Raw genomic sequence first — 23440 nt, 5'->3', positions numbered from 1 at the left:
AAACTGTTTAATTCAATTTTTTATAATGATGAATATTGCTTAGCAAAATACCCCTGATACTCACCGGATACAATTGCTTTCCACCATTCTTCATTATCTAAATACCACTGAATTGTTTGAGCAATTCCTGTTTCAAATGTGTAAGTTGGTTTCCAACCTAATTTCTCTAATTTTGTTGGATCAATTGCGTAGCGCTTATCATGACCTAGTCGATCTTGAACAAACTCAATTAGTTCTTCCGATTTGCCAAGTGTACTAATGATAGTTTTGACTACCTCTAAATTTGTACGCTCATTATGTCCACCAACATTATAAACATCTCCATTTGCACCCTCATGCATAACTAAATCAATTGCGGCACAATGATCAATAACGTGTAACCAGTCGCGAATATTTTTACCGTCCCCATATACAGGAACTTTTTCATCATTCAATACACGTGAAATTGTTAATGGAATTAATTTTTCTGGGAAATGGAATGGTCCATAGTTGTTTGAGCAACGTGTAATGTTAACTGGTAAACCAAATGTCTCATGATATGCTCGAACTAATAGGTCAGAAGAAGCCTTACTTGCACTATATGGGCTATTTGGTTGTAAAGGTGTATCTTCTGTGAAGAATGTAGTTGGATCAAAATCTAATTCACCGTATACTTCGTCTGTTGATACGTGAACGAATTTAGTAATACCATATGCCTTTACTGCATCTAATAACACTTGTGTCCCTAATACATTTGTGCTAATAAATACTTCAGGTTCAGTAATTGAACGATCAACATGGCTCTCTGCAGCAAAATGAACAACATAATCGAATTTTTCTTGTTCAAATAGTTGGTTTACCGCTTGACGGTCTACGATATCAACCTTAGCAAATGAATAGTTATCTTTATTCTCAATATCTTTATGCTTTGTTAAATCTCCAGCATATGTCAGTACATCTAAATTAATAATATGATATTGAGGATATTTATTTACCATATATTGAACAAAATTACCCCCAATAAAGCCTGCGCCACCTGTAACTAATACTTTCTTTTTTTCCAACTTATTTCACCTCTTGTTGTAATTGTTTAATATAATGTTTTGTCGCTTTTTTCCAATCTTGTAATGGCTCAAATCCATTATCAATTAATTTCTGCTTAGACATACGTGAATTTTTAGGACGTACTGCACGAGTAGGATATTCTTCTGTTGTAATACTATTTACTTTTACATCTTGTCCTGCAATCTCAAAAATTTCTTGTGCAAATTCAGCCCAACTGCAAAAACCTTCATTTGTAGCATGATATGTACCATATTTCTCTGTTACGACCATATCAACTAACAAACGAGCTAAGTCATATGTGTAAGTTGGTGATCCTATTTGATCGCCCACAACGTTCAGTTCGTTACGTGTTTCACCTAAACGAAGCATTGTTTTAATAAAGTTATTTCCATTAATACCGAATACCCATGAAATACGCACAATAAAGTTTTTATCTATTAGGCTTCTAACTACTTTTTCTCCCTCATACTTTGTTAAACCATAGTATCCAACCGGATTAGGTGTGTCATTTTCTACAAATGCATGAGTTCCTTCTCCATCGAATACATAATCCGTACTAATATAAACAAATTTAGCATTTAATTTTTTTGCTGCTGTAGCAAGGTATTTTGTACCTTCTACATTCACATTCCAACAAAGATACTTATCATCTTCAGATTTATCAACAGCCGTATATGCCGCACAATGAATAATTGCATCTGGTTTTACTTTATCTACAAATTCATAAACCGCAGCTTCGTTTGTAATATCTAAGTCTTCTATTCCAATACCTTGCATTTCTAGTCCTTGCTTCTCTCCACGTTTTACTACGTCATATCCAAGCTGACCATTATAACCGGTTACTAAAATTTTCATTTTTTTTACTCCCCGTATACAAAGTTAGTTTCTGCTTCTTTTAATGAAGGTGCTTTTTCATCTTTTTCAGATAACACTGGTTGAATTTCCATTGGCCAATCAACACCAATTTCAGCGTCGTTCCAAACAATGCCTCGATCACATTCCGGAGCATATAATTCATCAACTTTATACTGAACCTCAACATCGTCTGTTAATGTCATAAATCCATGTGCAAATCCTTTTGGAACTAATAACTGTTTTTTATTTTCTGCACTTAGCTCAATACCGAACCATTGACCGTATGTAGGACTTCCCTTACGAATATCGACCGCTACATCAAAAATTGATCCGCGTGTACAACGTACAAGCTTAGTTTGTGCTTTAGGATTTAACTGATAGTGTAAACCACGAAGTGTTCCTTTTGTTGCAGAAAAGGATTGATTGTCTTGTACAAATTGCAGATCAATTCCAGCTTCTTTCATTGCCTTATCGCTATAAGTTTCCATAAACCAACCACGATGATCTCCAAATACTTTTGGCTCAATTACTTTTACACCTAATAGATTCGTATCTAACACTTTCATTACATTCACTCCAAATTAGTATTTAATGCTACCGTTTGCTACTTTTAATAAATATTGACCATAACCATTTTTAGAGCACTGATCACCTGATTCAATTAAAGTTTCTTTATTAATCCAACCATTAATAAAGCCAATTTCTTCAAGTGCTGCAATTTTAATTCCTTGATGATCTTCAACTGTTTTTACAAAGTTTGTTGCATCCACAAGACTTTGATGTGTACCTGTATCTAACCATGTGTAACCACGGCCTAATAATTCAACTTCTAACTCACCATTATTTAAATATGCTTCATTTATAGATGTAATTTCTAATTCTCCACGTGCCGATGGTTTAACATTTTTCGCAATTTCAACTACGCGATTATCATAGAAATATAAACCAGTAATTGCGTAATTTGATTTCGGCTCTTTCGGTTTTTCTTCTACACTCAATACTTTCCCGTTCTCATCAAATTCAACTACACCAAAACGCTCTGGATCATGTACATGATAACCAAACACTGTAGCTCCACTTTCCTTCTGAGCTGCACGCTGTAACATTTTGCGCATTCCGCTACCATAATAAATGTTGTCCCCTAGTACCATCGCTACAGAATCATCACCAATAAATTCTTCACCAATAATAAATGCTTGTGCTAATCCATCTGGACTTGGTTGTACTTTATATTGAAGAGAAATACCAAATTGAGATCCATCTCCTAACAAAGATTCAAAACGTGGTGTATCCTCTGCTGTTGAAATAATTAAAATTTCACGAATTCCCGCTAACATCAGTGTAGATAGTGGGTAATAAATCATTGGTTTATCGTATATAGGTAACAATTGTTTACTTGTCACCATTGTTAATGGATATAATCTTGTTCCACTTCCACCTGCTAAAATAATGCCTTTCATGTTCACTTTCCTCTCTTAACCAATTTACTATTAATAACATTTACTAATTTACCAATCATTGAATCTCTAATTATCAGTAATCCAGCAAGATAAAATGCCCCACCAACAAGCAATTGTATTACCGTAATTAAAAGAGGTGAGCAACTCATAATATTACCGATTAAGATAACTAAAATATAAACTCCTATACTCAAAACGAAGTATCTACAAAATAATTTCATGAAATAACTCATAATAAAATATTCTCTAGCATAAAACATTAAAATTAGCGCTCCTATTACCTCTGCCACCAATAGGGCTACTACTGTGCCGATACCTCCATAAGAAGGTACTAGTATTAAGTTTACTATTAAACTTAATACAGCTCCGACAGTCACAGCTATAGAATATTTATTTGACTGATTGGTTGGGATTAATATTTGAAGTCCAAAGATATTTGCTAAACCTACAAATAGAATTACTGGGCTCATCAAAATAATTAATGTAGCTACTTCCGAATACCCTTCACCAAAAAACCAATTTACAAAATTAGGTGCTATCGACATCATTCCAAAAGTCATTGGCAGTGTTATCATTAATACAAATTGTAATGTATACTTTGTATACATCTTTATTTGAGATATATTTCCTTTAGAAAATTCTAATGCCATTCTAGGTAATAACACTGTCCCTAACGACGTTATTACACCTAAGGCTAATTTTATGATTTTATTAGCTTGATTATAATAACCCACTTCTGTTTCACCAGATATATTTCCAAGTACAACCTTATTAGCTAGTACATATACTTGAATCAATAATTGTGGTATGAACAAGGTAATTATCGGTAAAATATGAGGCTTTATATTTAAAAAAGTAATTTTCACATACCTAATCTCTTTTAATAATGGAATCCACATTATTAGTTGTCCTGCAAATAATGTTGTAGTATTAATTATTATATACAACGATAAATCATTATAATCTTTTACTAACGCAAAGACTAAAAATATTCCTAGTAATCTAATCAAAATATTTCTTATTGTAATTTTTTTTATTTGTTCTTTCCCAATAAAATACCATGAAATATCTATAGCAGCAGCTACTAAGCTAAAAATATGAATAAAAAATAGTTCCTTATAATCAGTAGTTACACTAATAAATAAAAAATACATAATACAAGTAAATAATGAAACTATTATTTGAATTATATAAATAGACCAGAATTCTTTTGATGTTTCTGTTATATTTTCTTTTGTTGCAACTTGCCTACTCCCATATAAGGGTATACTTAAAATAGCAAATACCAAAAAAAGTTGAACAACCGACATTACATATGCATCAATCCCAATTCCTTGTGGCTTTAAAACCCGTGAAACATATGGTGTCGTAATAAATGGTGTTATCATCAAAAGTAACTGGTACGTTACTGTGAACAAATAATTTGATACAAGTTTACCCATAAACTAATTACAACCCTTTTATAAGATTTTTCATCTTGTATTTTCGATGTTGTAACTCGCATTTAAGATACGCGAAAATTAAGCTTTTACGTTTATTCAAACATTCATATGTCAATTTTTTCCTGATTTTCTTGATTTCATTATCTGACTTTTCGAAGTGGTTCAATTCATTATAAAAATGAGGATACCTCTCCTTTATAATTTTCGTGGCATTTTTTCTTAAAATTTCCTTTTCTGCACCAAATGAAACTCCCCCGATATGAAAGACATATGATTTAGGGGTAACTATTAATTTATACCCCTGCTTTCGCGCACGTCCACACCAATCCGTTTCTTCTCCGTATCCTCTTGGAAAAGATTCTTCATCTAATAATCCGACTTTATTTAATATTTCTCTTTTAAAATACATACAGAATCCGACCAAGCATGGGACTTCTATATAATCTGGAATATTATCCATTAATGCCAATAATTCCACTACATTTTGGTAATCCATCCCTAAATTAAACCCCTCAAACTTAGTGGGTATGGAAGAAAACTGTCCATAATTACTAAATGGATTTACCGCAGCTATCCAATCGTCTTTATATGCTACTTGTTCTAATTTTTCCAACCATCCTAATGTTACAATTGTATCGCTGTTTAAAATCACTACATCATTTTTGGTATTTTTCAATCCAAAATTCACATTTTTAGTGAAACCCATATTCTCTTCTTGGTGATAAGTAATAATATTTTCACTAGCATAACTATCTAATGTCTCTTTTACCAATGAATCCGTGCTACAATCATTTAAAATATGCAATACATATTTATCTTTAGGAGTATTTTTTACAATACTTTCAATACATTGAATTGTTTCTTGTATTGAATTAAATACAGGTAAAAGTATATCTATTTTATTCATTTGAAACTCCTCGAAAAATTTATTTTTCAACTATCTCTAATAATTTTTCAATCTGTCTATTCCAACTAAAATTTTCTAAGCAAAACTCTCTTATTTCAGAGCCCTGACTAGTGATTGAATTATAGAACTTAACCACTTGTTCTAAGTCTATAGGATTCCCATTACTAGGTATATCAAGAACAAACTCCTTACCTAAATAGTATTTCTCATTCTCATCAACTATTATAGGTAGTCCTGCCAACATATACTCTTTTGCTTTTAGAGAATCCCCAGCCCCGCCTTTTTTAAATAACCCTAGGCTTGAAACTCCAATATCAGATTCCCCATAAATTTCTTCTAATTCATCACCGTTTTTATAGCCATAGAAATAGATAAATTCATTCAGTGATAAATCATTGGTTAAATTCTCTAGATTATTTCGTTCTGGCCCCTCCCCCACAAAATGTAGCTTTATAGTATATTCATTAAGTCCCTTATCTTTATATTCATTTAATCCTAGAATCAATCTGTCATATGCATGCCAAGAAACTAACGTAGATACAGCTAGAATATTTATTTCTTTTAAGTTTGATTTTTCCTTTTTAATTAGTGGCATCTGACTTTCACTAATACCATTTACTAATTTAATATTTTCGATACCAAACACCGTATCTTCAAAGTAATTAAATGTAACAATATGATCAATATACTGTGAAATCAACTTACTAAAACAAAATTGATCCAAATAGAAGTTAAGCTTATTCTTCACGCTTTGTGCATTACTTCTTTCTCCGTAATATGGAAAAGTTGGAATTTCGAGAATAACCTTTAAATTCGGGTTCTTTTTGATCCCTCGTAAAAAATTAAAATAAGAAAAACTCATCGGTGGAAGATGTCTGATATAACACAAATCATATTCTGAAAGAAAGCTAGAATTTAAAATATAATTATATATATCTTTATAATTCAAAAAATCTAATACTTTTTCTTGATTTAAATATAAACCATTTGCCCTAACATATAACAAATCGCATTTTCCTAAAAAATTGAGTGCTTCTTTTTGACCCATTACTTTCTTTTTTATGCCTACGAATTCTTTAGCATCTAAATCTACCAATGCTAAATACAGTACTTTTCTAATCGCTACTCAATCCCCTCATGAAACTTATGAATCCACAATTAAAGAGTCATTATTTATAGAGAACTCATTAATCTCCATAATTTTTAAACTATTATCTTCTAAAGCTATTAATTGGATCATAAATATTTTGTAATGATTTTATAAATCATATAGACTTTCGCTTACTGCCATAAAAAATTATATTATAATGCATAATAGTTTTTTATATTATATTCTTGCCATATCCCTTTGACGTCTATGATATTTTGATTAATATCGATTTCATCTTCTTTAAAAATTTCATGTGCCACAGCGTAAATAATTACATCTACATCATCATTATATTCCTTTAGCGCTTCAAATCCGTAATACTGCTTTAAGTCTTTGTTATCCACTATCGGATCAACAACAATGACCTCTGCACCACTTTTCTTCAAGGCTTCAACAATGGTAACAGTTTTACTATTACGAACATCTGGGCAATTCTCCTTAAACGTAATCCCTTTGACTAAAATTTTTGAAGTTGATAGGGCCTTCCCACTCTTATTTAACAATTCCATTGTTTTAACAACAATATGGCGCGGTACTTCTTCATTAATATAACGTGCTTCTTCTAATAATGTGAATTTATTCCCTCTACTACGTGTTTTATGAATTAAATATTGAGGATCTTCAGCAATGCAATGTCCACCAACTAATCCACTTGTAAAGCCTAATGCATTCCATTTTGTATTCATAGCTTTTACAACCGCATTCGTATCAATTTCTGGGTATAACATTGCAAACTGATTAATTAATGCTATATTCAAATCACGCTGCGAGTTTTCCAAAACTTTACAAGCCTCTGCTGCTTCTAATGTATCCACGGGATAAACTTTTTCAATAACACTTCTGTAAAATTCCCCTAACTTATACGTTGTTTCTTCATCATAGCCAGCGACAACTTTTGTAATATTCTTGATTGTATTTTTTTTATCCCCTGGATTGACACGCTCTGGAGAGTAGCCAACAGAAAAGTCTACTCCGCATTCTTTCCCACTATATTTCTCTAGAATTGGAATGCACTCTTCACGTGTGAAGAATGGATATACCGTACTTTCATATACAACTATAGCTCCTTGTTTCATATAAGGTGCTATCATTTCAGATGCTTTTTTAACATAAGATGCATCAATTGTTCCAGCTACTGTTGGTGTTGGTACAGTTACCAAAATAATATCTGCTTCTTGTATATCTTCAATTTTAGTTGTAAAGTCAATTCCTAATTGATTAACCCTTTTTCCAATTTCTTCAGTTCTATCAATGCCTAATTTATATTCTTCAACTTTTTCTTTATTCACATCAAATCCAATAATATGATGCTTCTCTGAAAAATATCCTGCTAAAGAAATACCTACATATCCTAACCCAATTACAGCTACCTTCATTTTCTATTCTCCTTAAGCCTTTTATTCTCTCCCATATTGTTAAAAATAAAATCTCGTATTCCCCATAAAGTGCTCTTTAATTTCGAAATTTTATTTCTTTCAAATAGAATGATAAAAAAGGTTTCTTTTATAAAAGCTTTTAACTCTAAAAAGCAATATTTTTTATCAAAGTCAATATAATCTTTGACCATCCTTAAGCGGTTTCTTGAAATGTAATATCTACGAATATAACTATGATTTGTTGGATATACTATCTGCTTTAAAAATTTTTTAGGCGTTATATTACCTAATTCATGTATTAGATAAATCTTATTTATTTGAACAATTTTATATCCATGTTTTCGAAGTCTCAAACAAAACTCGTGATCAACGTTATCAATAAAATAATCCTCCCTAAAAACACCTACTGACTCTATAACAGATAGTTTGAGAAAGTTTCCCGAAGTCATAACCGCTTTCTTGTACTCGAAATCCTCATCTTTATGCAACAAATCGAACTTTGTCTTATGATAAGGTGTAAAAAGTGCTACATCTGATTTCTTATCCTCAAATTCCCCAATATAATTTATATATTCTTTAAAACTATCTCCTTGAAATAAACTATCCTGATCCATTGTTAATAGCCAATCAGAATTATACTTTTTTGCCAATTTAATTCCTTGATTTAAAGCATGAGCAATTCCAAAGTTCCCATTTTGAAATATATATTGAATATTACAATCTGATTTTTGCTCTTCACAAAAAGAGATTAACGATTGGCTGGGCTTTTCAGAGTTATCTACTAAAAATAAATAATCAAGCTGTCCATAAAAAGTTTTTATATTTTCTACAAGGTTTTCGACATCTGGATTGTATAAAACCACTACCCCTGAATAAATCAATTCTTCACCTCTTTAATTCTTGCAAAAGATAAATAACAAGTAAAATAAATAAAAACTAACATAGCAACAACATAATGATCTCTAAATGGTTGTGTAGCGTACGAAACAATTAGCATTGTTACAAAAACAATTATATACATGACAAATTTTGTAACCCGCTTATTTATAGAAATTAAATCTAATATAATCAATGTATAAAAATTAACTATAGCAAAGAAATACACTAGACCGCCTTGCATCATAATAAACGATGAACTACTAATCCCTAAATGTTGATGAATTGACTGGTTATTTAAATCAATACTATTTAATCCTATACCGGAGGTTGCTGCATTATATACCTCAAATGCCAAGTAATTTAAATACGCTCTCTCATTATGATGATCGGGAATATCGTTAGATATAAAATCTTTTAATAAATTAAAAACATTATTTATTTCGTTTGCTATATTTTCATTTAAAATATACAAAATAAAAAATCCTAAAATTGAGAAACAGACCACCTGAAAAAATCGCCTAAAATGTTTCGCGCCTATCCCTACTCTTACTAATTGAATAAAGAAGAATAACAGTAAATATATAATTACTGTTACAAAAAACATTTTATTTTCATTTACAACAGAAAGCCCCATCATAGTTATCATTTCTACTAAAATTATAATTAGTCTTTTTACAGATTTTTTATCAAAGTAAAAATAAAGATTAAAGAGGAGCGTCGCAATCCATAAAAAATTTAAGATATTGCCCCCACTCATTCCAATAAAACCTGTCATATGATCTTCAATTAACGGATTAATTTTAAAAAATTGTACCATCATAAAACTTCCAGTAAGATACTGTACAACGATAATGCTAGAATTAAATAAAAAATAGATATTTAAAAACTTAGTAAACCGAAATGCTTCTGCGTGAAGTACTTCATATCCATAAACTGTTTTTAAATATATTGCATAAAAAATTATTGTTAATGGCATAAAAGTCATTAGCAAGTTATCTATTGCTACTGCCCCTATCCCAAATTTCATAATATTAATACAAACAATCAAGACTAAAAAATAGAAAGACAACACAATACTTAACTTTAATTTAAATTTAAACTTCAATAATCTCATGCACAGATAAATCATAATCAAGAAATCAATTCTATACCATTCTGGATAAAGAACCTTAAAATATCTCGCAAAAAAAGTCGTAATAATTAGCCCAACTATTATTAATGTGTCTATTTTTTTTAATTTGTTCATTTCAAACCTCTACATTTCTTTTTGAATCCTCTTACATATATTTTTCACTTTTTTATTAAAATACAAAAAGACCCTCACATTAATTGGGTACCACCAATGATTTTTTAAGAGCTTCTTCTTATTTTCAAAAATCAGTTGTGCTTTTTCATCTTTAAATGAAGTACTTCCGTAATGAAAGATGAATGTATCGTCTGCTAAAATATTTTTGTACCCTTTTCTAATTAAACGACAAGAAAAATCCATTTCTTCCCCATATCCCATTCCAAAAGAATCCTCATCAAAAAAACCAATCTCATTAATCATGCTTCTTTTAATGTACATCGCATGCCCCACAGCTGTAGGTATAGTTGGATAAGCCCTTTCCGAGACCCTCTCCACCAAATTTGCAAATCCTTCTATTGTATATCCTTTGGGCAGTTCGTTGTCTTGATTAAAATACGGAACTGAAGCAATCGTGCCATTATTAGTTAATGCCGTCACTGTACCAACTTTTTCATTAGAATAAGCGGCCTTATACATTTTATCAATCCAATTTTCTGTAACAACAGTATCCGAATTTAGGAGAATCACATCATTCTCCGATGCACTCATTCCTCTATTAACTGTTTTAACAAACCCTAAGTTTTCCTCATTATTTAAAAGCGTAACACGGCCATCATCAATACTATTTAATAATTTCAAAATATCCTCATTTGGTGACTTATCATTTATAAAAACAAATCGATGCGCTATCTTATTATTAGATTTCAATAACGCTTCAATGCATTCTCTTGTTTCTTCATACCCATTATATATAGGTATAATCACATCTATCATTCTACACCTCTGGATTATCATTTTAATTTTTTATCCATTATCATTATTTACGATTACATATAAGTTTTATATTGAAAATCTCTTCTATAATGAATAAAATATTTATTAATATGCTTCTTTACTACAAAATACTTCTTTCACTGTCTTGAAAATAATAATAATATCAAATAGGATCGACCTTTTTTTTATATATTGTAAATCTAATTGAACCATCTCTTTAAATCCAAGGTTATTTCTACCACTTACTTGCCATAGCCCCGTACATCCTGGAATTACTAGCAATCTTTGCTTATCATATGTTGTATATTCCTTTACCTCCCGTGGTAAAGGCGGCCTTGGTCCTACAAGACTCATTTCACCTTTTAAAACATTAATTAGCTGAGGTAGTTCGTCTAGGCTTGTTTTCCTAATAAACTTTCCAATTTTTGTGATCCTCGGATCTTCTTTCATTTTAAACATAGCACCGTTCACTTCATTATATTGCAGTAAATCTTTAAGCCTTTCTTCCGCATCTGCAACCATAGAGCGAAATTTATACATATGAAACTCTTTTCCATCTTTACCTACACGAATTTGCTTAAAAAGTACTGTTCCATTTGGATCCTCATATTTAATAATTAACGCTATAATTAAAAAGAGTGGTGATAATAATATCAATCCACATAAAGCTCCTATAAAATCCATGCAACGCTTAGCAAACAAATACCCTTTACGAGCATTTACCGCTTCCCAATCTATTTTTTTCTCATTTACCTCTGTGACATCCCCATCAGATAATTTTACCAAGGTCAAAACCCTTCCACCCCACTTTTATATATGTATATTTTCTTTTTCAACAAGCCCACTCATATATTTCATTAATTCATCTTTCAAATCTTCATTCTGAAGTGCCATTTCAATCGTTGTCTTAATAAAGCCAAACTTCTCACCAACATCATAACGAGTACCTTCAAAATCATAAGCAAATACACGTTGAATTTCATTTAACCTTTGAATTGCATCTGTTAACTGAATTTCCCCACCAGCACCTGTTTGTTGATCTTCCAAGAACATAAAGATTTCTGGTGTTAATACATAGCGTCCCATAATTGCTAAATTAGACGGTGCAGTACCTTCTACTGGCTTTTCAACAAACTGGCGCACTTGATAACGACGTTCATTTTGTTCAACTGGATCGATAATACCGTAACGATGTGTTTCATTTTCAGGCACCGTTTGTACACCAATTACAGATGATTGTGTTCCTTCATATTGATCCATTAGTTGTCGTAAACATGGTGTCTCTGCTTGTACAATATCATCACCAAGTAATACCGCAAATGGTTCATTTCCAATAAACTTACGTGCACACCATACTGCGTGCCCGAGCCCTTTTGGTTCCTTTTGTCTTATGTAATGAATGTTAATTCTTGAAGAAGCTCGTACCTTTTCAAGCATTTCATACTTTCCTTTTTCTAAAAGGTTTTGTTCTAACTCAAAAGAATGATCAAAATGATCTTCAATTGCACGCTTTCCTTTTCCAGTAACAATAATAATATCTTCAATTCCTGATTCTATCGCTTCTTCTATTATGTATTGAATCGTTGGTTTATCGACGATAGGTAACATTTCTTTTGGCATTGCTTTCGTTGCTGGTAAAAACCTCGTCCCAAGACCAGCCGCTGGAATAATCGCTTTTCTTACTTTTTTCAATTGTAGACCCCCAATATCGTTTTATTTATATGTAACAATAACAAAAACCCTACCTATAAAGTCATGTTTATAACTCCATAGGTAGAGTTTCTATTACAAATAAATTATGGGCATCTAACCCATCCTCACGTCATACTCCCGACGACAAGCGTCTAAGGTAGGTTCGAAATAAAAATTTCTACCCACAGCACGACCGAGTGCCTCCGCTGATAACGGTTAGGAGACATCACCAGTTCTTTATTTAAAAAATACCGAACAATTTTTTACGACGGATTTGTTCTGGATCTTCTTTATAAATTGCTTTCCCGCTAATTATTAAATACGGATTCTCTCTTAAATCATACATAACACTTGCGCCGAATTCTTTCTCTATTAGTTCATAACTTTCTGCTAAATGAAATCCTCTTGACGTTGTATTATGTGCATCTGATGCGATCATATGGGTTAAGTTATGTTCGACAAGTTGTAGTGAAAACTTTTTGATTTTTTTACCAAACTTACCTAGTAAACAACATGCCGTTACTTGTGTTAATGCGCCTTTATTTACAAGATTATATAACTTATCTGGCCGCTCGATTAACTCGGCATTACGTTCCGGATGAACGATAATTGGAATCATTCCTTTTACACGTAATTCATAAAATAATTGTTCTGCATAACGAGGTACATGATTAGATGGAAATTCAATAAATATGTATTTGTTTGTTTCATTTAAAGTAACGATTTTATCAGCTTCATAGTCTTCTAATATGTCACCATATAACCTGACCTCTTGCCCCGGTAAAATGGTAAGTGGAATATTATGTTGTTGTAGTTCATCATTTAGTTGTTTTACTTGATGAATAATTGAGGTACGTTCATTTATATATTTTCCATTTTGATGGTGTGGTGTTGCGACAATTGTATGAATACCTTCCTCTATTGCCTTTTGTGCCATTACTAAACTATCTGTTACTGTCTGTGCACCGTCATCGATACCAGGTAAAATGTGACAGTGTAAATCTATCATTTGTTTCATCCTCCCTCTCTCATATAAATCTTTTTTCCCTTGAATATGAGATTTCTCATATTCAAGGGAAAAAAGGAGATATGTTCTTCCCATATCTCACTCTTTCAATTAATTTGCACCGTAGTAATAATATAAGCCCTGTTCACGTTCACGATCATTCAGAACAACGCCTAACAATTTACCTTTTGCTGATTCTAATAAACCCTTTGCTTTTGCTGCTGATTCTTTTTCTGTTGATTCACTACGAACAACTAGAATAGAAGCATCACATACATTTGCCATAATTTGCGCATCTGTAACAGCTAAAATTGGCGGTAAATCAAAAATGACTAAATCGTACATACTGTATGCTTGCGCAAGAAGTTCTTGCATTGATTTTGAGCCTAACAATTCCGCTGGATTCGGCGGGATTGGACCACAAGCTAAAAAGTATAAATTATCAACTGATGTTGTTTGTACACATTTTTCTAAACGCTCACTATGCGTTAACACATTTGTTAATCCAAAAATGTTATCTACTTGAAACATTTGATGCATCGCTGGTTTACGCATATCTGCATCAATTAATAATACTTTCTTTCCTTGTTGGGCAAACACAACTGCCATATTCGCTGTCGTTGTTGTTTTCCCTTCACTTGGGTTCGCAGACGTAACCATTAACGAATGTAAATTCGTATCAACAGCTGCAAATTCGATATTTGTTCGAATATTACGATACTGTTCTGAAATTGGTGATTTCGGCTGTTGATGAGCAATTAATTGACGACGTTGGCGATGATTTTTTTTCTTTTTAAATAAATTAAGAGCCAATTGTTTGTCCCCTCACTTTTCTTGATGATGGAGCATGTGATTTCACACTTGTTGTTTCTTCATCCATACGAGCTACAATACCTAACACCGGTAATCCAAGTAAGTTCTCTACATCTTCTTCTTTTTTTACTGTATTGTCTAAGTACTCTATTAGGAATGCAAGGCCAACTGAAGCCATTAAACCAAAAGCGAAAGCAATTATTACATTTAACATTGGATTCGGTTTAATTGGTGATTGTTTCTCCACAATTTCTGCTTTTGATAATACTGTTACATTATCTACACTCATAATCTTTGCAACTTCACTCTTAAAAACTTCTGCTGTTGTATTTGCAATATCACGAGCTAACTTCGGATTTTTATCTTGTGTAGTTACTGAGACAACCTGCGAATCTTTTTCATTCGTCACTTCAATTTGTTTATTTAATTCTTGCGTTGTTATATTTAAACCTAATTTTTCTTTAACTTGGTCTAAAATAACAGGACTCTTAATAATAACCTTATATGTATTGGTCAATTGAATGTTTGTTTGCACTTCATTAAACTGAATTGCTGCACCTTCTTGCTTCTTCTGATTCACAAGAATTTGCGTCGAAGATTGATAGATTGGTGTCATAAAGAAGAAGCTAATGATAGCACTTACAATAGCTGCACCAAAGGCGATTACGAGGATCATTGCTAAACGTTTTTTTAAAATATGAAATAACTCTTTCAAACTAATTGTTTCTTCCATAAGTTCCTCCAACTTTCTAAATTTTACACATAACAAAAATTATAACATATAATCTTACATTTTTTTATTTTAGTAATATCTATGTACGATTGTTATTTAAAAACATATATAATCTTACAAAATAATCTCAAATATTACAACACATTCCATCGATTTGCCAAAAATTCTATTATATCATTTTTTTTATATAATACGATACTAAATTTCAAAACAATTCAAAAAAGCTAGCAAAAAAATTACTAGCTTTAAAAAGTACTATTTCATACATTATTTTCTAATAATATCCATATTGTTCTTGTTCTTCTCTTTTATCGTTTAATATAACACCAAGTAGTTTTCCAGATGCTTTATCTAATATTTGTTTTGCTTTTATTAGTTTATCTTTTTCTGTTTTTTCACTGCGTGCTACTAATACAATTCCATCACATTTATTAGCGAGTATTTGTGCATCTGTAACGGCCAATATAGGTGGTGTATCGATCAGAACGATATCAAACATCTTATATGCCTCTAGAAGTACTTCATCCATTTTACGATATCCAAGTAGCTCTGCTGGGTTTGGCGGGATTGGACCTGCTGACATAACATATACGTTCTCTATGTCTGTTTTTTGAATACATTGCACAAATGATGCTTGTCCTGATAATAAATTCGTTAATCCATTTGGATTGTGTGCAGCGAATAAATTTTGCAATGTTGGCTTACGTAGGTCAGCTCCAATTAACAATACTTTTTTCCCTTGTTGCCCAAAAACAACTGCTAGATTAGAAATGGTCGTTGTTTTCCCATCACCTGGATCTGCTGAAGTAACAATGATAGAACGAATATGGTTATCTACAGATGTAAATTCAATATTTGTACGGATATTACGGTACTGTTCCGTAATGCGTGATTTAGGCTCTTTATGTGTAATTAATTGTCTTAATGGCTTTCTTTTCTTTCTTCCGAACATGTTATGGTCTCCTTTTTTCAGAATACGATATTTTCCCCTTTTTCTCTTTTATGCTCGATATGCTACGCCAATTTTTTATTTACTTCTACCGTTAAATTTCTCCATTACATCCCTCTACTCTTCATCATAGCGAATCAGAATAATCTTTGTCCTATCCCACACCTTCTATAATGTGACAACGATATCTCTATTTTTATCGTGCTATCATTTATCTTAATTTCAAGATATTTATAGCGCCATTATATACAAATTTCCATTCATTTACAATAAAAATTCTGATTAATCTGCATTTTAATATTTCGAACAAAAAAGAGGAATTAAAAAATCCTTCTGCATTTCACAGAAGGATTTTTTATTACTCTCTATTCTTTTTTATCACCAATCGCAAATGTAATTTCAGCTTCACATGCAACTTCACCATCTACTGTTGCGATTGCTTTTCCTTTTCCGATTGGACCACGTACACGCGTCATTTCTACTTCTAGACGAAGTTGATCACCTGGACGTACTTGTTTTTTGAAACGACAATTGTCGATACCTGCGAAGAAAGCAAGTCTTCCGCGGTTTTCTTCTTTCTTTAATACAGCAACTGCTCCAACTTGTGCTAATGCTTCTACAATAAGTACACCGGGCATAACTGCGTAGTCAGGAAAGTGCCCGTTAAAGAACTCTTCGTTGGCGGATACATTTTTAATTCCAACCGCTCTTTTTCCTTCATCTACTTCTAATATTTTATCAACAAGTAAAAATGGATAGCGGTGAGGAATGATTTCTTTAATTTGTTCTATATTTAGCATATAACAATCGCCCCTTTTGTAATATTGGTCTTACCACTTGGACATATTGTTTATTATCCCATTTTGTTTATTGTTTGTCATTATAAAGTGAAACTTTACTTCCTATTTATAAAAAAATGCATACACTCTATTCTCTTAAAATAGTTGCATATCCTTGCAACTGACACGGAGGTAGAAAAGAGTGTATGCCCAGATTAGGGAAAGGCAATATGTATTTGAACATGATTTGCCTTAATGTCGTATTCGACTCATTATATTACAAACGTTTTCAAATACGGAAATATTAAATTTAACCATATATATGAATATTTTACCTATATTCTTCGTTTTTCTTTATTTTTCTTCTATTTTCTCAAAAAATCGAAATAAAAAAATAAAAATACAAAAAAAGAACTAAGGTTTACACCTTAGTTCCTTTCACTTTATCGTAAAGCACGCTTTGGTAATCTATCGATATTCTCTAACATAATACCTGTACCAACCGCAACGCAGTGCATTGGGTTTTCAGCAATTAATACTGGTACTTTTAGTTCTTCTGCTAGAAGCATGTCGATACCGTGTAGTAAAGCTCCACCGCCTGTTAGAATCACACCGCGGTCGATGATGTCCGCTGATAGTTCTGGTGGTGTGCGCTCTAGTACGCCTTTTGCAGCTTGTACAATAACAGCCGCATTTTCTTTTAATGCTTCTGTAATTTCTTCTGAGCATACTGTAATTGTACGTGGTAAACCTGTTACCATGTCACGTCCGCGAATTTCAAGTTCTTCGCTACGTGCACCTGGGAATACTGTACCAACTTTAATTTTAATATCTTCTGAAGTACGTTCTCCAATTAATAGCTTATACTTACGTTTAATGTAGTTTAAGATCTCCATATCAAACTTATCGCCAGCCATTTTGATAGAGGAAGAGGTAACAATATCACCCATAGATAGTACAGCGATATCTGTTGTACCTCCACCAATATCAACAACCATGTTACCGCTTGGTTGGAAGATTTCCATACCAGCACCAACTGCGGCTACTTTTGGTTCTTCTTCTAAAAATACCGTTTTACCACCTGAACGTTCAGCAGCCTCACGAATTGCTTTTTGTTCTACTGATGTGATATTTGTTGGACAACAAATTAAAATGCGAGGTTTTGAAAAGAAGCTCTTTACGTCCAATTTGTTAATGAAATACTTTAACATCGCTTCTGTAATTTCGAAATCTGCGATTACACCATCTTTTAGTGGACGAATGGCTACAATATTACCAGGCGTACGTCCCACCATACTTCTTGCTTCTTCACCTACTGCTAATACTTTACCTGTGTTACGATCAATAGCAACAACAGATGGCTCATTTAATACAATACCCTTACCTTTAACATGGATTAATACGTTAGCCGTACCTAGGTCAATTCCGATATCTCGCGCAAACATTCCCGTTTTTTCCTCCTCGATATTCAAAATCAGGTTACACCCGAATTCTTTTACACCTAATTTCTGATTTTATCATAAATTTAACAGAAACGTAATATTCGCAAAAAGAATTTTTCTGAAAAATATTACCGAATTGAAACGGAATGTTTGCGATCGCATATTTATTGACGTACCGGCTTTTCTACATCTTCTTTTCTATACTTTTGTTTTGTTGCTTCTCCGCCTCTTAAATGACGAATAGACTTATGATAATCAAGAATTTCTTTCACTTCATTTGCGAGCTCTGGATTAATTTCTGGTAGACGTTCCGTTAAATCTTTATGGACTGTACTCTTTGATACGCCAAATTCCTTTGCAATGACACGCACTGTCTTTCTTGTCTCCACGATATACTTACCAATCTTGATAGTTCTCTCTTTGATGTAATCGTGCACACCACTCGCCTCCCTAAATTGGATGTGAGAAGGGTGAAATGAGCCTCGCTGCATACGACTAAGAAGTAAGTGTGAGTGCTGTTTGTAAGCGTTAAACATTCTTGGATTTATAATGAAATGATTCACGATTTCTCACCTCAAACACTCTCTTTGCTTTGGTTTATACCATTGTATTGCCCGCACTACTGATATATGCTACATGTTCACTATTTTTGCGGACTAAGTTAAGAAAAATTACGTTTTTTTGTGAGAAATACGTTAACAGTGACTATTTTGACAAAAAAATGACACCTTATATAAGGCGTCATTCTTCTCGTTCAAACTCTTCTTCTAACAATTGATGGTGGGGAACCTCTTTCTTACTGGCAATGTAATAATATAAAGTGAATAAAACAAACAATAAAATAATAGCGGTCGACAGAACAAACAAAAATGACACAGTATCCCCTCCCTTTTGTAATATATATTCGAGAATCTCGTCATTTTTCCTTGTTATTGCAACTTTTTTCTCGAAATTGAGTATTTTTATATAAAAATAAAAAAATCAGCTCTCTAGTGAGAACTGATTTTTTCACTTTCTTATTCTTGTGAAGAAGAACTATTAGATGATTCTGTAGAACCATTTGTTGATTTTTCTTCTTTCTTCGGTTCTTCTTTTTTGTCACTAGTCGAACCGCTTGTTGATTTCTCTTCTTTTTGAGACTTATCTTCTGTTTTACTTTCTGGTGTCGTGCTCGTTGACTTCTCTTCTTTTTGAGATTTGTCATCAGCTTTTTTACCAGAAGCATTCGTTGCCTTTGCAGCACCTGCATCAGCTTTAATTTCTGCTACTGATTTATTTAAGTAGCGCTCAGGGTTCACAGCCACGTTGTCTTTACGTACTTCAAAGTGAACGTGAGAACCTGCTTCTTTATTCATTGCACTTAGACCGGATTTTCCTAATACTTCACCTTGTACAACTCGTGCACCTTTTTCTACTTTTACACTGCCTAAGCTTTGATAAGAAGCTGCTACACCATTTCCGCTATCAACTGTTACAACATAACCAAGAAGTGAATCTTTTTCAGCTTTCGTTACTGTACCACTTAAAGCAGCTGTAACATTGAATTCTTTTCCATTCTTCGCAGCAATGTCAATTCCTTTATTTGGGGAATATGTGTTGTTATAAAAGACAAGTGCTTTTTCTTGTTCCGCCTCAGTTGCTGCATCTTCATAGAACTTCTTCTGTACGACTACTTCCGCATTAGCAGGAGCTGGCATTTTCACTACTTCTGAAGACTTCGTTACTGGTACTGCTGGATCTTCCGTTTGTGTATACGGTGTTGCTTGATCTTGGTTCGGAGTCTTCTTCGGATTAGCTCCTTGGAACCATAGCGCAACCATTAAGATTACCGCTGCACAAGCAATGTATAGTGCCGGAAATACCCATCTTTTTTGAAATAAATGTACTACCTTTTGCGACTTTTTATTATTTCTTCCTCGCATTCCATCATCACCTCAGCAATCATTTTGAACAATATTCACGTATCCTATACAACCTATAACTAATTACTTTTCGACAAAATCTGTAAAAATATGTATAGGAATTGTAAAATTTCCGAGGAAATGATAGAAAAAAGAAAAAACTGAGCGTTTTGGCTCAGTTTTTAATCTAATTGTTTCTTTTTATATACGATTAAACATGCAATAAGTGAAACAATAAGCCAAGCTCCAACATTTATCATATGCCCACTAATACTACTAAACCCAGCGCCCTCTACTAAGCTTTTAATTGCCTTTTCAAGATGAGATGTTGGAAGATAACTAATTATTGTCTTAATGACTTTATTTTCAACCATTGGTTCAAATTGCACAGCTAAATACATCGTCATTAATATCGGCATTCCAATTAATGATGTTTGTGGGACAGAATCAGCTAGTAATCCAATCACCGTTCCAATTAAAGTAAATAAAATTGTTCCACATAAGAAAACAAATGCTAGTAATAAGAAATTTCCACTTAATTGATCTAAAATGAATAAGTTTACAATAGAAATACCTAGCGTTAAACATGTTGTTAATATACTTTTTCCAAGAAGGACTTCAACAGAAGAAGCTGGTGATAGTATTAACACACGTAACGTATGTTTTTCTTTCTCTTCCGCAATTACCATTGATTGAACAAACCCTGCAACGAATAGAAAGGCCATTAAAGTAATAATGCCAACCCCTGCACTCCCTTGTCCAAACCTGCTATATATAAATGCAAATATAATTGGTAAAGATGCCATTAGCAGCACTTGTGAATTTGCCTTAAAATCTTGTACTTCTTTTCTAAAAATAGCTGATACACGTCTCATTGAAAATGTCATTATAATCCCCTCCCAGTAACTTCAATAAAGATATCGCCTAGCGTTGGCTCGTGAGAATGGATAGATAATAGCTCTCCTTTTTTCATCCATTCTGAAATGCGTTTTGCACCTAATTCATCTTTTTGTACCGTTTCTTTCTTCTTATCCTTTAACACGACTTGTATTTGATCTTTCGCGTATTGTAAGCGAAGGTTCTCCGGTGTATCAAGCGCTACAATTTCTCCGCCACATAGAAAGGCAATGCGATTACAAAGCGTTTCTGCTTCGTCCATATTGTGAGTCGTTAAGAAAATCGTCGTTCCTTCTTTATTTAAGTCTTTTAAGATTTTATGAATGTTTTGTACGTTAACTGGATCGAGTGCAGATGTTGGTTCGTCTAAGAAGAGAATATCTGGTTTATGAAGGATTGCTCTAGCTAATGTGACGCGCTGCTTCATTCCCTTTGATAGTTTCTTTACTGGTGTTTTTTTATCATCTAATAGATTTACTTGCGCTAGCACTTCATCGATTCGTTCTTTTTTACAATCGTATAAGTCACAAAATAATAGTAAGTTATCATAAATGCTAAGTCTTTCATATAAGCCACTGTTGTCTGTTAAAATACCAATTCGTTTGTAATCGATACTACTTGGCCCTGTAATATCTTTTCCTAGTACTCTTACCGTTCCAACACTATGAAGTAATTGAGAAGTTAAAATTTTTACTGTTGTTGTTTTTCCAGATCCACTCGGTCCGAGGAATCCGAAAATCTCTCCTTGCTTCACCTCAATATTTACATTTCGAAGTGCCGTTTTTTCATTGAAGCTTTTCATTACATCTTTCATTTCAATTGCCAATGTCATCTCGTCATCCCCTTTGTTTTTTTCTTTTATAGATGAAAGTCGCTTTAACGCTTTTCGTTTGCTTGTTTCGCTTTTCTTGACTCCATCATATGAAGAACAAAGGGTTTACGCAGTAAAATACCGGTAAAAGGAGTATTTTTACCGGTGAATGAATCATATTTTGAGCTTATTGGAGCACTTTTTATAGCCCAATTACACCCTTTAACTCATCCATTCGTCCTTTCGAAAGTGGAATTGAACTTTTTCTTTCGTCATCCAAAATTAAACTAAAGCTATTACGAGTCCACGTAATCACTTCTCGTACTCTTTGTAAATTCACAAGGTACGAGCGATGACATCTAAAGAAACCAAAACCTGTTAATCTTGTTTCTAGTTCACTTAATGTTAATGCACATACGAAATCACCTTCACGAACGTGAATATGGGTTACTCCGTTTTGCGTTTCAATAAAATGAATTTCCATCGGGTCTAATAAAATGATTTTATCGTTCACTTTCGCTGGTATTCTTTCTAACTTCATTTGCGGAATCATTTGAACGACTTTTTCTTCATCGACTTCTTCTGCTTCTTCTTGTTCGATTTCTATTTTTTTCACACCATCATTATTTAATATGTATACATCTTCTGTTAACGAAAGGGCATCCGATAGAAATGATGACGTAATAAAAATTGCCTTTCCTTGCTCTTTCATTTTCATAATTGCTTTTCGAATCATAATCGTACTCTCTGTATCTACATTTTGCTCTGGTTCTTCCAAAATAACTAAATCTGGATTATGAATCATTACTCGCCCAATATGAAGACGACGTTTCTCTGAAAATGATAGTTTTTCTATTTTAACGTTTAATTTATCTAGGAGACCGACAGATTGTACTACTTCTTCCATACTTATATTCGATTCATAAAGCCCTATTAAAAACTTAAAGTATTCCTTCACCTTCAAACGATCATATGCCTCATCTTTCAAAAAACAAAAACCGATGCGGGAATAATTTCTCTTTCCAATCGACTCTCCCTCAAATAGCACATTGCCAGTTGAAGCTTCTTCCTCACCAATAATAATACGGTGTAACACTTTAGCTGTATGGTTATTACATTGCAAAACAACACATTGCCCCTTCTCAACCTTCAGTTCAACTGCCGGTAACTGGTTCGTCTTACCTAATTGTTTCAACTCCAGTAACGCCATTTTGTCTCCCCCAAATACTTTTTATCCTATTA

At 32.8% G+C, this 23440-nt stretch carries 25 protein-coding genes; all 25 read right to left on the bottom strand.

What is annotated here, in order from left to right; genetic code table 11:
* Positions 1–20 precede the first annotated feature (20 nt).
* The 25 genes from rfbB to PDQ33_RS05350 all read right to left on the bottom strand — a co-directional run bounded on the left by rfbB (position 21) and on the right by PDQ33_RS05350 (position 23408).
* On the bottom strand, positions 21–1043 hold the full coding sequence (gene rfbB / locus PDQ33_RS05470; protein ID WP_061131847.1) for a dTDP-glucose 4,6-dehydratase: 1023 nt from the start codon (positions 1041–1043) through the stop codon (positions 21–23).
* 1 nt (position 1044) lies between these two features.
* Entirely contained in the window at positions 1045–1899 is an 855-nt protein-coding gene (rfbD, locus tag PDQ33_RS05465) for a dTDP-4-dehydrorhamnose reductase (RefSeq protein ID WP_061131848.1), read from the bottom strand.
* A 5-nt stretch (positions 1900–1904) separates the two neighbouring features.
* Positions 1905–2465 carry a dTDP-4-dehydrorhamnose 3,5-epimerase gene (gene rfbC / locus PDQ33_RS05460; RefSeq protein ID WP_061131849.1) on the bottom strand — a complete coding sequence of 187 codons (561 nt, stop codon included), beginning with the start codon at positions 2463–2465 and terminating at the stop codon, positions 1905–1907.
* A 15-nt stretch (positions 2466–2480) separates the two neighbouring features.
* On the bottom strand, positions 2481–3359 hold the full coding sequence (rfbA, locus tag PDQ33_RS05455) for a glucose-1-phosphate thymidylyltransferase RfbA (RefSeq protein ID WP_270755013.1): 879 nt from the start codon (positions 3357–3359) through the stop codon (positions 2481–2483).
* A 2-nt stretch (positions 3360–3361) separates the two neighbouring features.
* Positions 3362–4801, bottom strand: coding sequence for an oligosaccharide flippase family protein (locus PDQ33_RS05450; protein WP_061131851.1), 1440 nt, complete (start codon positions 4799–4801; stop codon positions 3362–3364).
* 7 nt (positions 4802–4808) lie between these two features.
* The gene (locus PDQ33_RS05445; protein ID WP_061131852.1) at positions 4809–5708 is read right to left on the bottom strand and encodes a glycosyltransferase family 2 protein; all 900 of its coding nucleotides are present in this window, start codon (positions 5706–5708) and stop codon (positions 4809–4811) included.
* A gap of 19 nt (positions 5709–5727) precedes the next feature.
* On the bottom strand, positions 5728–6804 hold the full coding sequence (locus PDQ33_RS05440) for a glycosyltransferase (protein WP_061131853.1): 1077 nt from the start codon (positions 6802–6804) through the stop codon (positions 5728–5730).
* A gap of 206 nt (positions 6805–7010) precedes the next feature.
* Complete coding sequence (locus PDQ33_RS05435) at positions 7011–8234, bottom strand: nucleotide sugar dehydrogenase (protein ID WP_061131854.1); 1224 nt, start codon at positions 8232–8234, stop codon at positions 7011–7013.
* A complete protein-coding gene (locus PDQ33_RS05430; protein WP_061131855.1) occupies positions 8231–9115 on the bottom strand; it encodes a glycosyltransferase family 2 protein in 885 nt (294 codons plus the stop codon). The genes PDQ33_RS05435 and PDQ33_RS05430 overlap by 4 nt, the downstream gene beginning before the upstream one ends.
* Entirely contained in the window at positions 9112–10359 is a 1248-nt protein-coding gene (locus PDQ33_RS05425) for a hypothetical protein (RefSeq protein WP_061131856.1), read from the bottom strand. Before PDQ33_RS05425 ends, PDQ33_RS05430 begins: the two co-directional genes overlap by 4 nt.
* A 9-nt stretch (positions 10360–10368) precedes the next feature.
* Entirely contained in the window at positions 10369–11175 is an 807-nt protein-coding gene (locus tag PDQ33_RS05420) for a glycosyltransferase family 2 protein (RefSeq protein WP_061131857.1), read from the bottom strand.
* 105 nt (positions 11176–11280) lie between these two features.
* Positions 11281–11967 (bottom strand): sugar transferase, encoded by a 687-nt coding sequence (locus PDQ33_RS05415; RefSeq protein ID WP_061131858.1) that lies wholly within the window; start codon positions 11965–11967, stop codon positions 11281–11283.
* 18 nt (positions 11968–11985) lie between these two features.
* Complete coding sequence (gene galU, locus PDQ33_RS05410) at positions 11986–12867, bottom strand: UTP--glucose-1-phosphate uridylyltransferase GalU (RefSeq protein ID WP_270755006.1); 882 nt, start codon at positions 12865–12867, stop codon at positions 11986–11988.
* Between the two features lie 241 nt (positions 12868–13108).
* Positions 13109–13876 (bottom strand): tyrosine-protein phosphatase, encoded by a 768-nt coding sequence (locus PDQ33_RS05405; protein ID WP_061131959.1) that lies wholly within the window; start codon positions 13874–13876, stop codon positions 13109–13111.
* A gap of 108 nt (positions 13877–13984) precedes the next feature.
* Positions 13985–14686, bottom strand: a complete 702-nt coding sequence (locus PDQ33_RS05400; protein WP_061131860.1) for a CpsD/CapB family tyrosine-protein kinase — start codon at positions 14684–14686, stop codon at positions 13985–13987.
* Positions 14676–15419, bottom strand: coding sequence for a YveK family protein (locus tag PDQ33_RS05395; RefSeq protein ID WP_061131861.1), 744 nt, complete (start codon positions 15417–15419; stop codon positions 14676–14678). The genes PDQ33_RS05400 and PDQ33_RS05395 overlap by 11 nt, the downstream gene beginning before the upstream one ends.
* Positions 15420–15693: 274 nt before the next feature.
* Positions 15694–16371, bottom strand: a complete 678-nt coding sequence (locus PDQ33_RS05390; RefSeq protein WP_061157826.1) for a CpsD/CapB family tyrosine-protein kinase — start codon at positions 16369–16371, stop codon at positions 15694–15696.
* A 362-nt stretch (positions 16372–16733) separates the two neighbouring features.
* Complete coding sequence (fabZ, locus tag PDQ33_RS05385) at positions 16734–17168, bottom strand: 3-hydroxyacyl-ACP dehydratase FabZ (RefSeq protein ID WP_000931959.1); 435 nt, start codon at positions 17166–17168, stop codon at positions 16734–16736.
* A gap of 422 nt (positions 17169–17590) precedes the next feature.
* Positions 17591–18592, bottom strand: a complete 1002-nt coding sequence (locus PDQ33_RS05380) for a rod shape-determining protein (protein WP_000457987.1) — start codon at positions 18590–18592, stop codon at positions 17591–17593.
* Between the two features lie 161 nt (positions 18593–18753).
* Positions 18754–19026 (bottom strand): sporulation transcriptional regulator SpoIIID, encoded by a 273-nt coding sequence (gene spoIIID, locus PDQ33_RS05375; RefSeq protein WP_000544012.1) that lies wholly within the window; start codon positions 19024–19026, stop codon positions 18754–18756.
* Between the two features lie 304 nt (positions 19027–19330).
* On the bottom strand, positions 19331–19465 hold the full coding sequence (locus PDQ33_RS05370) for a hypothetical protein (protein WP_000008905.1): 135 nt from the start codon (positions 19463–19465) through the stop codon (positions 19331–19333).
* Between the two features lie 140 nt (positions 19466–19605).
* Positions 19606–20511 carry a M23 family metallopeptidase gene (locus PDQ33_RS05365; RefSeq protein WP_001214945.1) on the bottom strand — a complete coding sequence of 302 codons (906 nt, stop codon included), beginning with the start codon at positions 20509–20511 and terminating at the stop codon, positions 19606–19608.
* A gap of 161 nt (positions 20512–20672) precedes the next feature.
* Positions 20673–21377, bottom strand: a complete 705-nt coding sequence (locus tag PDQ33_RS05360; protein ID WP_270755003.1) for an ABC transporter permease — start codon at positions 21375–21377, stop codon at positions 20673–20675.
* Positions 21377–22219, bottom strand: a complete 843-nt coding sequence (locus tag PDQ33_RS05355) for an ABC transporter ATP-binding protein (protein ID WP_061131864.1) — start codon at positions 22217–22219, stop codon at positions 21377–21379. The genes PDQ33_RS05360 and PDQ33_RS05355 overlap by 1 nt, the downstream gene beginning before the upstream one ends.
* A gap of 181 nt (positions 22220–22400) precedes the next feature.
* Complete coding sequence (locus PDQ33_RS05350) at positions 22401–23408, bottom strand: LytTR family transcriptional regulator DNA-binding domain-containing protein (protein ID WP_061131865.1); 1008 nt, start codon at positions 23406–23408, stop codon at positions 22401–22403.
* Positions 23409–23440 lie beyond the last annotated feature (32 nt).

The organism is Bacillus cereus group sp. Bc031, assembly GCF_027716265.1.
In the GTDB taxonomy this organism is placed as follows: Bacteria; Bacillota; Bacilli; order Bacillales; family Bacillaceae_G; genus Bacillus_A; species Bacillus_A paranthracis.
This window is presented reverse-complemented; position numbering and strand designations above follow the sequence as displayed.